Raw genomic sequence first — 13,721 nt, forward strand, 5'->3', positions numbered from 1 at the left:
GCTCCGCGCTGCTGGCGGCCACCCGCGGCGGCGCCAGGGCGCTGCACCGCGACGACATCGGCTCGCTCGAACCCGGCAACTGGGCGGATGTCGTGCACCTCGACGTGGACAACCCCGCGTTCGCGACCGGGCTGGACGCGCCGGACGAGCAGGTGCTCTCGAATCTGGTGTGGGCGGCCGGTTCGCGCAGCGTGCGCGACGTGTGGGTGGCCGGTGCGGAAGTGCTGCACGACCGCGAACCGACCCGCGTCGACCGCCGCGCCGTGCAGGCCACCGCGCGCACCGCCGCATAGCACCTGCGGGCGGCGTGATGGTCCGGCACCTCGGCGTTCTGCTGTTCCCCGAGGTCGAAGAACTCGACGCGATCGGGCCGTGGGAGGTGCTGTCCTACTGGACGCGCAACTTCCCCGGCGACGGCTACGCGGTCTCGACGCTGGCCCGCGATGGCGGCCGGGTGGAGTGCGCGAAGGGGCTGACGGTGGTCGCGCAGCATTCCTTCGCCGCCGCACCGGAGTACGAGGTGCTGCTGCACCCCGGCGGCCGGGGCACCCGTCCGCTGCTCACGGACGAGCAGCACCTCGATTGGGTGCGCGTGCAGCGCGCGTCGGTGCCGCTGATGACCAGCGTGTGCACCGGCTCGCTGGTGTACGCCGCAGCGGGTCTGCTCCGCGGTCGCCCGGCCACCACGCATCGGGCGTCGTTGGCGCGGTTGGGCGAACTCGACCCGACCGTCGAAGTGCGTCCGGACGACCGGTTCGTCGACGACGGTGACGTGGTCACCTCGGCGGGGATCTCGGCGGGCATCGACATGGCGCTGCACTTGGTGGCTCGGTTGTCCTCGCCGGAACGAGCCGCCGAAGTCCGCGGCGGCATCCAGTACGACCCCGCGCCGCCGGTGTGAGTCAGCTCGCCGGTGGGATGTTGTTGTTCAGCCGGAAACGGTTCTCCGGGTCGTAGGTCGCTTTCAACCGGCCCAGCCGCTCCAGGTTCGGCCCGTAGGCGGCCATCCGCGCACCAGGGTCGAGCACCGCTTCCCCGCTGAAGTTCAGGTAAGTCCCGGTCGCCGAAGGCTGCGCTCCGGCCTCCGCGAGCACGTCCCGGACCCACCGCACCGCGCGGTCGGTGTCGGCCGCGTCGGTCCAGTTCGCGTCGAAGCTGAGCATGTACTGCGGGCTGCGGTCGCCGAACGCCGTCGCGGTTTCCGGGATCCGCCCGGCCGCGCCGCCCAGCAGCGGCACGTGCACCATCGTTCGCGGGTGCGGCCGCTCCAGTGCGCTGCGCAGCACGAGGTCGAGCACGGCGTCGTCGAGCTCCCGGCAGTACGTCGATTTCCAGTAGCTGAGCAGTTCGCCCTTCGGGAAGAACGGGTCGAGCATCGACTGCACCGCGCGGTACGGCGTCGGCCCGCTGAGGTCGACCAGCGGGGTCCCGAACCGCCGCATCGGTGCGAGCGCGCGTTCGCCGTCCGCGGTGCCTCCGGCGTGCAGCGCCCCGATGATCAGCACGTCCTGGTCGTGCAGCTCCGGCGGCAAGTGCGGGTCGGTGGGCGTGGTCCAGCGCACCGCCCGCGTGGTGATCTCGTCCGGCAGGTCGGTGGTCCAGTCCCGCCAGAAGCGCAGCACCCGTTCGGCGTTGGCCGCCGGGTAGATCGCGGTGCCGTTCCACACGACCGGACCGACGGGGTGCGCGTCGAACTCGAAAGCGGTCACGATGCCGAAGTTGCCGCCACCGCCGCGCAGCCCCCAAAGCAGTTCGGGGTGGTTGTCCTCGTCGACCCGCAGCACTTTGCCGGTGGCCGTGACGACCTCGGCGGACCGAAGGTTGTCGCAGGTCAACCCGTACTTGCGGTGCAACCAGCCGATGCCGCCGCCTAGCGTGAGCCCGCCGACACCGGTGCTGGAGACGATGCCGCCGGGCACCGCGAGTCCGAACAGCTGCGCCTCCCGGTCCACATCGCCCCAGGTCGCGCCGCCCTGCACCCGCACCGTGCGCAGCGCGGGGTCCACCGTGACCGAGCGCATCCCGGACAGGTCGATCAGCAGCGCCCCGTCGTGGATGCTGTGTCCGGCGATGCTGTGCCCGCCGCCGCGCACCGCGATCAGCAGGTCGTGCTCGCGGGCGAGCCGCACCGCGTCCACGACGTCGGCGGTGCCGGTGCAGCGCACGATCAAACCGGGGCTGCGCCGGAACATGCCGTTCTGCACCACGCACGCCTTCTCGTACCGGTCGTCATCGGGGCCGATCAGGGGGCCGCGGAAGGCGGTGCGCAGCTCGGCGAGCACCTCGTCGGACAGGGTCGTTTCACCGCTGATCTCCGCGGTGCCCAGGGTCCTGAGCCGTACCGCCATGGCCGTTCACCTCTTGGTCGGTTGCGAGATCGCTGTGCGCACCAGGCAATCGCCTGGGCCGGGGATCGACCAGTGCCCGCCGACTGTTGACAGCGGCCCGCCGGAGCGGTAAATGGCGCGTCCTTGACTCGACGCTGGGCATGGATCATTATCATGATTATCCGAGTCTGGGAGTTGCCCGTCCGGGTCGCACATCGGATCAGCCGAGCGATTCGGTGCGTGCTCGCGAGACACAACCGAATCCGCACCCCGGAGGGCTCAGGTGGCGAGAACCCCGGAATCCCGGCCGAACCACCGCGGCACGCTGGTCGCGGTCATCTGCCTGGTCACCGTCGTCTTCGACGGCTACGACCTGATCGTCTTCGGCACCACCATCCCGAGCCTGCTGGCCTACGAACCGTGGTCGCTGGACGCCGCGCAGCTCGGCGTGATCGCCGGCTACGCGATGATCGGGATGCTGCTGGGCACGCTGCTGTCCGGGTTCGCCACCGACCTGCTGGGCCGCAGGAGGCTCTTCCTGGCCTGCGCCACCTGGTTCTCGCTGTGCATGCTGGGCTGCGCGCTGGCCCCGAGCAGCTGGGTGTTCGCGCTGTTCCGGCTGCTATCCGGGATCGGACTCGGCGGGATCCTGCCGACCGCGATCGCGCTGACCGTGGAGTTCGCGCCGCCGAACCGGCGGAACTTCTTCAGCGCCGTCATGAGTTCCGGGTTCTCCGCGGGCTCGATCGTGGCTTCGCTGCTGGGAATCGCGGTGCTGGAAAGCCACGGGTTCCGGCCGATGTTCGCGTTCGGCGTGCTGCCGCTGGTGCTGATCGTGCCGATCGCCTGGCGCGTGCTGCCGGAGTCGATCGACTTCCTGGTGGCCAAGGGCAGGCTCGCCGAGGCGCGGGAAGTGGCCGCTCGGTACGGCAAAACCGTGCCCGAACCGGTCTCCGCAGCCGACGATGCCGGAATCGGCACGCTGCTCAAGCCGCCTTTCCGGCGCGTCGTCGCGGTTTTCGCCGCGGCCTGCCTGATCGGGCAGCTGTTCATCTACGGCCTCGGGACCTGGCTGCCGCAGATCATGCGCTCGGCAGGCTATCCGCTCGGGTCCGCGTTGCAGTTCCTCACCGCGATGAGCGTCGGCGCGATCGCCGGAGCAGCGGTGATGTCCTGGACGGCGGACCGGATCGGGCCGCGGCGGGTGGCGTTCACCGGCTTTCTGATCGGCGTCGCCGCGTTGGTGGTGCTGAGCCTGAACCCGCCGACCGCGGTGCTGTACGTGGCGGTCGCGCTGGCCGGCGTCGGCGCCAACGGCACCGCGGTGATCCTCAACGGTTTCATCGCGACGTGGTTCCCCGCGCAGGTACGCGCATCGGCGCTGGGCACGATCATGACTGTGGCCCGGTTCGGCGGCATCCTCGGCCCGCTGCTCGGCGGCTGGATCGTGGCCGCGCAGGTGCCCGCGCAGTGGAACTTCTACGTGTTCTTGCTCCCGGTGGCGCTCGGCGCGGTGTTCGTGCTGCTGCTTCCGCGGACCCGTTCGTCCGTGCCCGCACCGCACAACGCTGTGTCAACCGTATGAGAGAGGCGAACATGACCGACTCCGCGCAGCAGCAGATCCAGGACGTGCTCAACGCCTATGCCCGCGCGTGCGACACGCGCGACTTCGACAAGCTCGCGCAGCTGGTCACCGACGACGTGGAGATCGAACGCGAGGACGGCGTGCACCGCGGCAAGGAGGCGTTCCTGCGCGTCTACCACCAACTCCTCGGCGACCCCGAGGTGTGGTCGAAACATCTGATCGTCAACGTGGACGTGCGGGTGGACGGCGACTCCGCCGAGGTCGCCTCGTACTTCCAGGCGCCGATGGACAAGGACGGGCAGGGCACCATCGTCTTCGGCGAGTACGCCGACAGGTTCCGGCGCATCGACGGGCGCTGGTGGTTGTCCCGCAAGGGGATCCGGATCCAGCGGATCTTCCGCGCCGACGTGCTCCGCTGATGGGCGCCGTCGTCGTCACCGGTGCGGCTCGCGGACTCGGCGCCGCCATCGGGGAGCGCTTCGCCCGCGAAGGCTACGAGGTCTTCGGCGTCGACCTGGACGGCGACGCCCTGCGGGAACGGGTCGATGGCTGGCCGGGCACGCACGTGGCCTGCTGCGCGGACATCACCGACGAAGCGGCGGTGGGCGAGGTCTGCGAGCGCGCCGCGGCCGGTGGTCTGCGGGCGTTCGTGGCCAACGCCGGTCACGCCCGCGCGGGCGCGAGCATGGACTACCCGCTGGAGCAGTGGCACAAGATGCTCGATGTGCACCTCACCGGCTTCTTCGTCGGGGCGCGGCAAGCCGCGGCCCGGATGTCCGGCGGCGGGTCGATCGTGGTGCTCTCGTCCATCAACGGCCAGGTCGGTTTCCCCGGCCGCACTGCTTACGGCGCCGCCAAAGCAGGCGTCGCCGGGTTGGTCAAAGGACTCGCGACCGAGTGGGCGGCCGGCGACGTGCGGGTCAACGCGATCGCGCCCGGCCCGATCCGCACCGAGATGTCCGCCGAGTTCATCCGCCGCGGAGTGATCCGCGAACAGGACTTCCTGGACCGGGTCCCGTTGCGGCGCTTCGGGAAACCCGAAGAGGTCGCCGAGCTGGCGCACTTCCTCGGCAGTCCGCTGTCGTCCTACATCACCGGAACCGTGATCCCCATCGACGGTGGCTGGACCGCCCAGGGCACCGCGGATTGACGCCGAGTTCGCCGGGCGGTGCCGCCGCCCGGCGACTGGACGTTCGAGGCTGATCGGCGTTGCACAGGAGCCGGTCGATTCCGGTTCCGCGTTGATACTCTCCGGCGCGAGAACTCGGCACTGGGGGAAAGTTGACTTCAGCAAGCCCGCCGCGGGAGGCGGAGCGGATCGGCTTCTTCTCCCAGGCGTTGCGCTTCGGCCTGGTCGGCATCGGCGGAGCGGTCGTCGACTTCGGCAGCCTGCAGCTGATCCTCGCGGCCGGGGTGTGGCCGAACCTGGCCCGCGTGCTCAGCTTCACCATCGGCAGCACCGCCGTCTACCTGGTGAACCGGCGCTGGACTTTCACCGCGCGGCGCGATTTCCGCGAGAAGGCCGCCTTGACGACCGTCCTCGCGATCACGTTCGTCCTGGTCGGGGTGACCAACGCGCTGGCGCGCCAGCTGCTGCCCGACTCGTCGTGGCAGATCACCCTCGCCTGGGCCGTTTCGCAGGCGATCGCGACCGCGTTCAACTTCGTCGCCCAGCGAACCTTCGTCTTCCGGCGGCGGGACCCGGACCGCGAGAACGATCATCCGAACCCGGCTTCGCGCTGACCGGTCGTCGACTCCAGGCCGCGCCACGGCGCGGCGGTTTGTGGCCGAAAGTACGGTTCGCTCGGCTTTTCGGCTGATCCGGTGGTTCGCGCCGAGGTCCTAACGTCCGTGCCGCAGGAGATCATCGCGATCATCGGGAGCGGAGAACATGACCAACAGCGGCCGGAAGCGAACCTCCAAAGCGCGCTTAGCGCTGGGCTCGGCATTGGCGGCGTGCGCGTTGACGGCGGCACTGGTGCCGTCCGCCGCCGCGCAGGTGCAGCCCTTCGTCGTCGGCGGGCACGACTCCACCGAGGAATATCCGTTCATGGTGTCGCTGCAAGGCCCCACCGGCGAACATTCCTGCGGCGGTTCCTTGATCAAGAAGGACTGGGTGGTCACCGCCGGACACTGCGTGCTGGGCAAGGAACCCGGCGAGATGCAGGTCCGCATCGGCAGCGCCGACCGCACGACCGGCGGCACCGTGGCGGGCGTCAGCGAGGCGATCCCGCACCCCGAGTTCGACCCGCAGCACTTCGAGAAGGGCTTCGACGTCGCGCTGCTCAAGCTCGACAAGCCGGTCCCGCAGGAACCGATCCGGATCGCCCCGGAAGCCGGTCCCGCCGGAACTCCGACCCGCATCATCGGCTGGGGAGCGACCTGCGATGACCGCCAGCAGTGCCCGGAACCGCCGCTGCGGCTGCAGGAAGTGGGCATGGACCTGGTCCCCGCCGAGCGCTGCGACGAGATCAACGCCGAGCGCGAACTCTGCATCGACGGCCAGACCGAAGGCACCCAAGCCTGCAACGGCGACTCCGGCGGCCCGCAGCTGAAGGGCAAGCCGGGCGAGTGGGAACTGATCGGCGCGACCAGCCGCGACGGCGACAACGACCCCAAGTGCGGCACCGGCACCGGCGTCTACACCGACGTGACCACCCACCGCGACTGGATCGACCAGCAAACGGCGGCGTAGGTCTCGACGCGACGATGGCCCAGGCGAAGCGCTCGACGCTTCCGGCCTGGGCCTTCGTGCCGTGCGCCCGAAGCGGCTCCGCGCACACGGCGGTGGTCCGGCACACGGTCCGGGCGATGTATCGTCGCTCGCCGGTGAGCAGCGGCAGGTCTTCCCGCTGCTGGGGTTGGCGGAGCGATGCAGGGCGGTTCGATGGGCACTCGCACGCTGGGCTTGATCGGCTCGGCGGCCGGCGGTCTGGAGACGCTCCGCTCGTCGCTGGTCGAGCCTGCGATGGAGCGCGGTTGGCGGGTCGCGGTCACGCTGACACCGACCGCCGGAACCTGGCTGGACTCCACGGGTGAGCGGGATCGGATCGAGCGCGTCACCGGGTTGCCGTGCCGAGTGCAACCGCGGATGCCGTCCGAGGCCAGGCCGCACCCGCCGATCGACTGCTACTTGGTCTGCCCGGCTTCGTCCAACACGGTCGCCAAGCTCGCGCTGGGCCTGTCCGACAACCAGGCGCTCACCACCGTCTGCGAAGCGATCGGCGGCCAGGACGTGCCGGTCGCCGTGTTCCCGAGGATCAACGCCGCCCATGCGCGCCAGCCCGCGTGGGACTCGCACGTCGAGGCCTTGCGCAGCGCCGGTGTGCACCTGCTCATGGGTTACTTGCCGCTGCACGAGCCGCGCAGTGCGCCGGACGAGGACCTGCCTTGGCAGCAGATCCTCGACGCGGTCGAAGCGCTCGTCCCGATCCGTTAGGGACTGATCACCCCTCGGGGTTGCAGCATCCTGGGAGAGCTGGCGAAAAAGGCCCAGGCGAAGCGACCGACGCTTCTGACCTGGGCCTTCGTGTTCGGAGCGGATGACGGGAATCGAACCCGCATTCTCAGCTTGGGAAGCTGATGTTCTACCATTGAACTACATCCGCATTCGACGGCCCCATTGCTGCTGCACCGTATTGCCGTCTGCGGTGTTCATCAGCCTAGCACGGCGGCCGTCGAAGATCGTTCCACCCCCTCCGGATACGCTGCACCGCGTGCTACTGAGCGACCGGGACCTGCGTAAAGAACTCGACGAAGGTCGGCTGCGGCTCGACCCGTTCGAGTCGGCGATGATCCAGCCGTCGAGCATCGACGTGCGACTGGACCGGTTCTTCCGGGTCTTCGACAACTCGAAGTACACCCACATCGACCCGGCGCAGCAGCAGGACGAGCTGACTTCGCCGGTGGAGGTGCCCGACGACGATCCGTTCGTGCTGCACCCCGGCGAGTTCGTGCTCGGGTCGACCTACGAGGCGGTGCGGCTGCCGGAGGACCTGGCGGGCCGGTTGGAGGGCAAATCCTCGCTGGGCCGGCTCGGGCTGCTCACGCATTCCACGGCCGGGTTCATCGATCCCGGGTTCTTCGGGCACATCACGCTCGAACTGTCCAATGTGGCCAATCTGCCGATCACGTTGTGGCCGGGCATGAAGATCGGGCAGCTGTGCCTGTTCCGGTTGTCCAGTCCGGCCGAGCACCCGTACGGCACGAAGCGCGCCGGTTCCCGCTACCAGGGGCAGCGCGGGCCGACCCCCTCGCGCGCGTACATGAGCTTCCACCGCGTGGACACTCGCCGCGGCTGAATGCACACGAGGCGTGTCCGCACAACTCCTGCCTGAACGATCCAGAGCGGATCGTGACGATCGTCACGCTGAATCGTGGAAGTAAAGCTGAGGTTCAGACTCTAAAGTCCCCGAAGCCCGGCGCTCTCCCCAGGGATGCAAGGTGGCATACCGGCGAGCGGGCACAGGAGAACTTCGATGTCGGTTTCGCAGTCGCGCGCCTCCGAGGCCCCTTCGGGGCACTTGGGGCACGTGTTGATGATCGCGAGCGCGGCGGCGCTCGGTGGTTTCCTCTTCGGCTACGACACCTCCGTGATCAACGGTGGCGTCGATGCCATCCAGGCCCACTTCCGCGTGGGGTCCGCGCTGACCGGGCTGGTCGTCTCCTCGGCGCTGCTCGGGTCGGCCGTCGGCGCCGCGATCGCCGGTGGGCTCGCCGACCGGATCGGGCGCATCCGGGTGATGCAGCTCGCGGCGGTGCTGTTCATCATCAGCGCGCTCGGTTCCGCCGTCCCGTTCGCCATCTGGGACCTGGCGATCTGGCGGATCATCGGCGGCATCGCGATCGGCATCGCCTCGGTGATCGCCCCCGGCTACATCGCCGAGGTCGCGCCCGCCGAGTACCGGGGCAGGCTGACCTCGTTGCAGCAGCTCGCCATCGTGCTCGGGATCGCGCTGTCCCAGCTGGTCAACTACGGGCTGGCCGCTGCGGCGGGCGGCAGCGCCTCCAACGAGCTCGGCCCGTGGCAGGCGTGGCAGTGGATGCTCGCGGTCGCCGCGGTCCCGGCGCTGATCTACCTGATCGTCGCGTCGCGGATTCCGGAATCGCCGCGCTACCTGGTCGCCGCGGGCAAGACCGACGAAGCCCGCGCGGTGCTGGCCAAGATCGAGCCCGGCGACCCGGACGGCAAGATCTCCGAGATCCGCGACGCGCTCGGCGAGCGCAAGCCGAAGCTCTCCGACCTGCGCGGCCGGTTCGGCGTGCTGCCGATCGTCTGGGTCGGCATGGCCATCGCCGCGCTGCAGCAGTTCGTCGGCATCAACGTGATCTTCTACTACTCGTCGTCGCTGTGGCAGTCCGTCGGCATCGACGAGAGCAGCTCGCTGCTGCTGAGCCTGTTCACCTCGATCGTGAACATCCTCGGCACGTTCGTCGCGATCGCGCTGGTCGACAAGATCGGCCGCAAGCCGCTGCTGGTCATCGGTTCCATCGGCATGGCCGTCTCGCTGGCGGTGACCGGCTGGGCGTTCAGCTTCGCCGAGGTGGTCGGTGAGGACGCGAAGCTCCCGCCGGAGTGGGGCGTCGTCGCACTGATCACGGCGAGCGCGTTCGTGCTGTTCTTCGCCTCCTCGTGGGGCGTGGTGATGTGGGTGCTGCTCGGCGAGATGTTCCCGCCGCGCATCCGCGCCGCTGCGCTGGCCGTGGGCACCATGACCAACTGGATCGCGAACTGGCTGGTCACGGTCAGCTTCCCGAGCCTGCGCGACTGGAACCTGCCCGCGACCTACTTCATGTACGCGGCGTTCGCGCTGATCTCGTTGGTCTTCGTGCTGCGGTACCTCAAGGAGACCAACGGCCGGTCCCTGGAAGAGATGGGCAGCTGACAGCAGCTGATCGACTCGCGGACGGTCCAGCCGGGACGACTTCCCGGCTGGACCGTTCTTTTTCTGCCGCGGTCCGGCCCTGGCGGGAGGTCAGTCCTCCAGCAGCTCGGCAGGATCGAACGCCAGCGGGAACGGAACCTCCGTCTCGAACCGCGACCCGGCCAACGCCTTCGCGTGCACCCGGTAGCCGGCTTCGTCCAGCCGCAGCAGCACGACCTCTGCGTGTTGCCGCGCGTAGGAGACCTCGACCCGCATGAAGTATTCGATGCCCGCCTCGGCGCAGCGGGCAGGCTTGTCAATACGGTCCCGCTTGCGGCTCGACGGTGTCACGCATTCACCGACCAGCAACGCCTTCTCTGCCGGAACCCACACTTGCCCCTCGGCAGGGGCGCGTAGCACCGCGAAGTGATCGATCGCTGTGCCAGTGCCGCCGAATGCAAAAAGGGCAGGCCACTCGGGCCTGCCCTTCTCGCTGTTGCGGTCAGCTGTCGGCCTTGTCCTCCTTCGGCAGCGGAGTGCCGGTGGGTTCGGCGTCGGTGGCGACGTCGGCCTTGCCGTTGGCCTCGGCCTCGGCGCCCGGGTCGGTCTCGGTGACCGGCGCCGAGGCACCGTCGGTGCCGCGCTTGACGCTGGACAGCAGCAGTTGCGCCACGTCGAGGACTTCGACGTCCTCGGAGGCGGCCTGCTCGTTCTGCCGGGAGGTCAGCCCGTCGGTGAGCATGACGCGGCAGAACGGGCAGCCGGTGGCGATCTTCTGCGGCGCGGTGCCCAGCGCCTCGTCCACGCGGTCGACGTTGATGCGCTTGCCGATGCGCTCTTCCATCCACATCCGCGCACCGCCTGCGCCGCAGCACATCGAGCGGTCGCCGTGCCGCGGCATCTCCCGGAAGTTCGCGCCGGAAGCGCCGACCAGGTCCCGCGGCGGGGTGTAGACCTTGTTGTGCCTGCCCAGGAAGCAGGGGTCGTGGTAGGTGACGTCCTCGGCGACCGGGGCCACCGGGGTGAGCCGCTTCTCCCGCACCAGCTTGTTCAGCAGCTGGGTGTGGTGCACGACCTCGAAGTTCCCGCCGAGCTGCGAGTACTCGTTGGCGAGGCTGTTGAAGCAGTGCGCGCAGGTCGCGACGATCTTGCGCTTGCCCGGTTCGCGGTTCTCGAACACCGAGTTCAGCGTCTCGACGTTCTGCTGGGCGAGCATCTGGAACAGGAACTCGTTGCCCGCGCGCCGCGCCGGGTCACCGGTGCAGGTCTCCTCGCCGCCGAGCACGGTGTACTTCACGTCGGCCAGGTGCAGCAGCTCCGCGACCGCGCGGGTGGTCTTCTTGGCGCGGTCCTCGAAGGCGCCCGCGCAGCCGACCCAGAACACGTACTCGACGTCGTCTTCGAGCTCACCGTCGAAGACCGGGACCTCGAAGTCCAGCTCCTCGGTCCAGGCCAGCCGGTCCTTGGCGTTCTGGCCCCACGGGTTGCCCTTGTTCTCCAGGTTCTTGAACATCCCGCCGAGCTCGGTGGGGAAGTTCGACTCGATCAGCACCTGGTAGCGGCGCATGTCGACGATGTGGTCCACGTGCTCGATGTCCACCGGGCACTGCTCCACGCAGGCACCGCAGTTGGTGCAGGCCCACAGCACCTCGGGGTCGATCACCCCGGCCTCTTCCGGCCCGCCGACCAGCGGCCGGTCCGCCTCGGCCAGCGCGAGCGCGTCGATCCCGGCGAGCTTCTCGTCCGCGCCGTCGCCGGTGATGCCGACCTCGTCACCGGCCATGTCCCGCTTGCCACCGGCCTGCAGGTACGGCGCCTTCGCGTAGGCGTGCTCGCGCAGCGAGGTGATCAGCAGCTTCGGCGAGAGCGGCTTGGCGGTGTTCCACGCCGGGCACTGCGACTGGCACCGGCCGCACTCGGTGCAGGTGGTGAAGTCCAGCCAGCCCTTCCACTTGAAGTCCTCGACCTGGCCTGCGCCGAACACGTCGGTGTCCGGGTCGGCTTCTTCGAAGTCGAGTTCCTTGCCGCCGGACATCATCGGCTGCAGCGCGCCCAGTGCGGGGGCGTCGCCGAGCTCGCGCTTGAAGTAGATGTTGAAGAACGCGGTGAACCGGTGCCAGGCCACGCCCATGGTGATGTTCCGGGCGATCACGATCACCCAGATCATCGCGGAGAGGATCTTGAACCCGGCGAAGACCGAGACGGCCGCGGTGCTGGCGGGCAGCACGCTGCCGATCGCGTAGGTCAGCGGCGAGGACCACACCGGCGCCTCGAACAGCCCGGACGACTCCTTGAACGCCCGCAGGCCCATGATGCCGAAACCTTCCAGCACCACCACGGCTTCGACGAAGTACGCCTGCCCGAAGTTCGAGCCCTGGAACCGCGAGACCCGCCCGGCGCGGCGCGGGTGGTTGAGCTGGCGCACCGCGATCAGCCAGAACCCGCCGATCACGGTGGTGATGCCCAGCAGCTCGACGATCAGGTTCCACGGGCCGAACCAGCTCAGCAACGGCGTCTCGAAGGTCGGCACGAAGACCTCGAAGTACGCCTCCAGCACGCTCAGGCTCAGCCCGCCGAAACCGACCATCACGAACCAGTGGGCCACGCCGACGTGCCCCCACTTGAGCATCTTCGTGTGGCCCACGATCTCTTTGAGCATGTTCCCGAACCGGGCCCCGAACGGGCCGCGCCTGGTCGGGTCCGGTTGTCCGAGGCGGATCGACGAGATCATCCGCCGCACTGTCCGCACGACCATCACCACCGCGACGGCCGTGACGGCCAGGCAGATCAGGCCCAGGACCAGCTGCAGAGCACTCATGCTCGCGGCCTCCATGTTCGGGGTTAGTCCGTTTGGGGAGCGTACGCCTTATTACCGATCGGTAACCAGCGGGGCTCCGGTGGTGGGAGCAGGGGCTGATTCTGCGAGACCCCGACGCGAAAAACTAGTTGGTCAGCTGTACAGCAAATTGCGGTGCCCTCGCCCCGGAAGGCAGGTCGTCGCTCGGGTGGCAAGAAGCGGCCATTGCTCGGGTTTCTGCGGATCGTCCCTGCTGGACGCGGTGCATCCGTGCGCGCTCGCGGTCAGCGCTGCCTGCTGCCCGCGGCGGCTCGCGCCGCTCGCCGGCCGCTGTTCGCGCAGGTGCGATTTTCGCCACTTACCTGCTGCTCGGAGCCTTGATCTTCCTGGGGCTGCGGCTGCCGGGCCCGTCCGTTGATCGTCGTGCGGCCGCGGGTTCGAGTAGGCTGCACCCCGGAAGTAGTACGACCGTTCAGCTTTCTGGGAGATCCGGTGGGTTATCTGCTGCTGGCGTTGGCGATCTGCTCGGAGGTGCTCGGCACGATCTCGCTGAAGTTCTCCGAGGGGTTCAGCAAGCCGCTGCCGTCCGCGCTGGTCGTGGTCGGCTACGGCGCCGCTTTCGCGGCTCTGGGCGCGGTGCTCAAGGCGGGCTTGCCGGTCGGCGTGGTCTACGCGATCTGGTCCGGCGCCGGGGTGGCGCTGATCGCCGTGATCGGGGTGCTGTTCCTCGGTGAACAGGTGACCGCGGTGCAGGTCGGCGGCCTCCTGCTGATCATCGGCGGGGTGCTGGCGCTGGAACTCGGCGGTGCGCATTGACCGGGTCAGCGACTTCGGACGGCCGCCGCGCCAAGGGCGAGCGCCGCAGACGCGCCATCCTCGACGCCACGGCGCGGGTGGTCGAACGCGACGGCGTAGCCGGCGTCAGCCATCGCGCCATCGCCCGCGAGGCCGGAGTGCCCGCGGCATCGATCGCCTACTACTTCACCGGCATCGACGACCTGCTGGTGGCGACGTTGCTGGAGAGCGTCGACCTGCTGATCGCGGATATCGCGAACATGCGCGAGCGCGCGCCCGCGAACGGGCGGGAATGGGCGCGCGTCATCGCGGAGAACTTGGCGCTGATGATCGACGAGCGGCGGGCGCGCACC

General features: G+C 69.2%; 15 protein-coding genes and 1 tRNA gene. 12 read left to right on the forward strand and 4 right to left on the reverse strand.

Going from position 1 to position 13,721, the window contains the following annotated elements:
• Positions 1-293 (forward strand): amidohydrolase family protein (locus tag IJH84_RS26405; protein WP_295150246.1); only part of this gene is annotated, 293 nt, incomplete at its 5' end.
• Positions 294-310: 17 nt separating this feature from the next.
• Positions 311-901, forward strand: a complete 591-nt coding sequence (locus tag IJH84_RS26410; protein WP_295150250.1) for a DJ-1/PfpI family protein — start codon at positions 311-313, stop codon at positions 899-901.
• Position 902: 1 nt separating this feature from the next.
• Here IJH84_RS26410 and IJH84_RS26415 read toward each other — a convergent pair whose 3' ends face one another.
• Complete coding sequence (locus tag IJH84_RS26415; RefSeq protein ID WP_200068623.1) at positions 903-2,348, reverse strand: FAD-binding oxidoreductase; 1,446 nt, start codon at positions 2,346-2,348, stop codon at positions 903-905.
• Between the two features lie 262 nt (positions 2,349-2,610).
• Here IJH84_RS26415 and IJH84_RS26420 point away from each other — a divergent pair, with 262 nt between their 5' ends.
• The 6 genes from IJH84_RS26420 (at position 2,611) to IJH84_RS26445 (ending at position 7,351) form a co-directional block, all read left to right on the forward strand.
• Positions 2,611-3,912 (forward strand): aromatic acid/H+ symport family MFS transporter, encoded by a 1,302-nt coding sequence (locus IJH84_RS26420; protein ID WP_295150255.1) that lies wholly within the window; start codon positions 2,611-2,613, stop codon positions 3,910-3,912.
• 11 nt (positions 3,913-3,923) lie between these two features.
• On the forward strand, positions 3,924-4,331 hold the full coding sequence (locus tag IJH84_RS26425) for a nuclear transport factor 2 family protein (protein ID WP_295150259.1): 408 nt from the start codon (positions 3,924-3,926) through the stop codon (positions 4,329-4,331).
• Positions 4,331-5,062 (forward strand): SDR family NAD(P)-dependent oxidoreductase, encoded by a 732-nt coding sequence (locus IJH84_RS26430; RefSeq protein ID WP_295150262.1) that lies wholly within the window; start codon positions 4,331-4,333, stop codon positions 5,060-5,062. The genes IJH84_RS26425 and IJH84_RS26430 overlap by 1 nt, the downstream gene beginning before the upstream one ends.
• A gap of 131 nt (positions 5,063-5,193) precedes the next feature.
• The gene (locus IJH84_RS26435; protein ID WP_200067931.1) at positions 5,194-5,655 is read left to right on the forward strand and encodes a GtrA family protein; all 462 of its coding nucleotides are present in this window, start codon (positions 5,194-5,196) and stop codon (positions 5,653-5,655) included.
• Between the two features lie 148 nt (positions 5,656-5,803).
• A complete protein-coding gene (locus tag IJH84_RS26440) occupies positions 5,804-6,607 on the forward strand; it encodes a trypsin-like serine protease (protein ID WP_200067930.1) in 804 nt (267 codons plus the stop codon).
• 192 nt (positions 6,608-6,799) lie between these two features.
• On the forward strand, positions 6,800-7,351 hold the full coding sequence (locus IJH84_RS26445) for a flavoprotein (protein ID WP_295150267.1): 552 nt from the start codon (positions 6,800-6,802) through the stop codon (positions 7,349-7,351).
• A gap of 98 nt (positions 7,352-7,449) precedes the next feature.
• On the opposite strand, the gene IJH84_RS26450 is transcribed toward IJH84_RS26445, so the two are convergent.
• Positions 7,450-7,520 (reverse strand) — tRNA-Gly (locus IJH84_RS26450).
• 108 nt (positions 7,521-7,628) lie between these two features.
• Between IJH84_RS26450 and dcd the strand changes: the two genes are divergently transcribed.
• Positions 7,629-8,213, forward strand: coding sequence for a dCTP deaminase (gene dcd / locus IJH84_RS26455; protein WP_200067928.1), 585 nt, complete (start codon positions 7,629-7,631; stop codon positions 8,211-8,213).
• Between the two features lie 177 nt (positions 8,214-8,390).
• Positions 8,391-9,797, forward strand: a complete 1,407-nt coding sequence (locus tag IJH84_RS26460; RefSeq protein ID WP_200067927.1) for a sugar porter family MFS transporter — start codon at positions 8,391-8,393, stop codon at positions 9,795-9,797.
• A gap of 90 nt (positions 9,798-9,887) precedes the next feature.
• Here the strand turns inward: IJH84_RS26460 and IJH84_RS26465 are convergent, their stop codons facing one another.
• Both IJH84_RS26465 and IJH84_RS26470 read right to left on the reverse strand, forming a co-directional pair.
• Positions 9,888-10,169, reverse strand: a complete 282-nt coding sequence (locus IJH84_RS26465; RefSeq protein ID WP_295150275.1) for a hypothetical protein — start codon at positions 10,167-10,169, stop codon at positions 9,888-9,890.
• A 109-nt stretch (positions 10,170-10,278) separates the two neighbouring features.
• Positions 10,279-12,594 (reverse strand): (Fe-S)-binding protein, encoded by a 2,316-nt coding sequence (locus IJH84_RS26470; protein ID WP_295150278.1) that lies wholly within the window; start codon positions 12,592-12,594, stop codon positions 10,279-10,281.
• 471 nt (positions 12,595-13,065) lie between these two features.
• On the opposite strand from IJH84_RS26470, the gene IJH84_RS26475 reads away from it, so the two are divergent.
• Positions 13,066-13,389, forward strand: coding sequence for a multidrug efflux SMR transporter (locus IJH84_RS26475; protein ID WP_200068738.1), 324 nt, complete (start codon positions 13,066-13,068; stop codon positions 13,387-13,389).
• Positions 13,386-13,721: TetR/AcrR family transcriptional regulator (locus tag IJH84_RS26480; protein ID WP_295150283.1), on the forward strand; the 336-nt coding region annotated here is incomplete at its 3' end. The genes IJH84_RS26475 and IJH84_RS26480, both read left to right, overlap by 4 nt.

Origin of the sequence: Saccharopolyspora sp. (assembly GCF_017434145.1) — a bacterium.
Lineage (GTDB): Bacteria > Actinomycetota > Actinomycetes > Mycobacteriales > Pseudonocardiaceae > Saccharopolyspora_C > Saccharopolyspora_C galaxeae.

Excerpts from the sequence above, each read along its gene's own strand:
- IJH84_RS26410 (WP_295150250.1), top strand. The coding sequence starts at position 311 with ATGGTCCGGCACCTCGGCGTTCTGCTGTTCCCCGAGGTCGAAGAACTC.
- IJH84_RS26415 (WP_200068623.1), bottom strand. The coding sequence starts at position 2,348 with ATGGCGGTACGGCTCAGGACCCTGGGCACCGCGGAGATCAGCGGTGAA.
- IJH84_RS26425 (WP_295150259.1), top strand. The coding sequence starts at position 3,924 with ATGACCGACTCCGCGCAGCAGCAGATCCAGGACGTGCTCAACGCCTAT.
- IJH84_RS26430 (WP_295150262.1), top strand. The coding sequence starts at position 4,331 with ATGGGCGCCGTCGTCGTCACCGGTGCGGCTCGCGGACTCGGCGCCGCC.
- IJH84_RS26440 (WP_200067930.1), top strand. The coding sequence starts at position 5,804 with ATGACCAACAGCGGCCGGAAGCGAACCTCCAAAGCGCGCTTAGCGCTG.
- IJH84_RS26445 (WP_295150267.1), top strand. The coding sequence starts at position 6,800 with ATGGGCACTCGCACGCTGGGCTTGATCGGCTCGGCGGCCGGCGGTCTG.
- IJH84_RS26460 (WP_200067927.1), top strand. The coding sequence starts at position 8,391 with ATGTCGGTTTCGCAGTCGCGCGCCTCCGAGGCCCCTTCGGGGCACTTG.
- IJH84_RS26470 (WP_295150278.1), bottom strand. The coding sequence starts at position 12,594 with ATGAGTGCTCTGCAGCTGGTCCTGGGCCTGATCTGCCTGGCCGTCACG.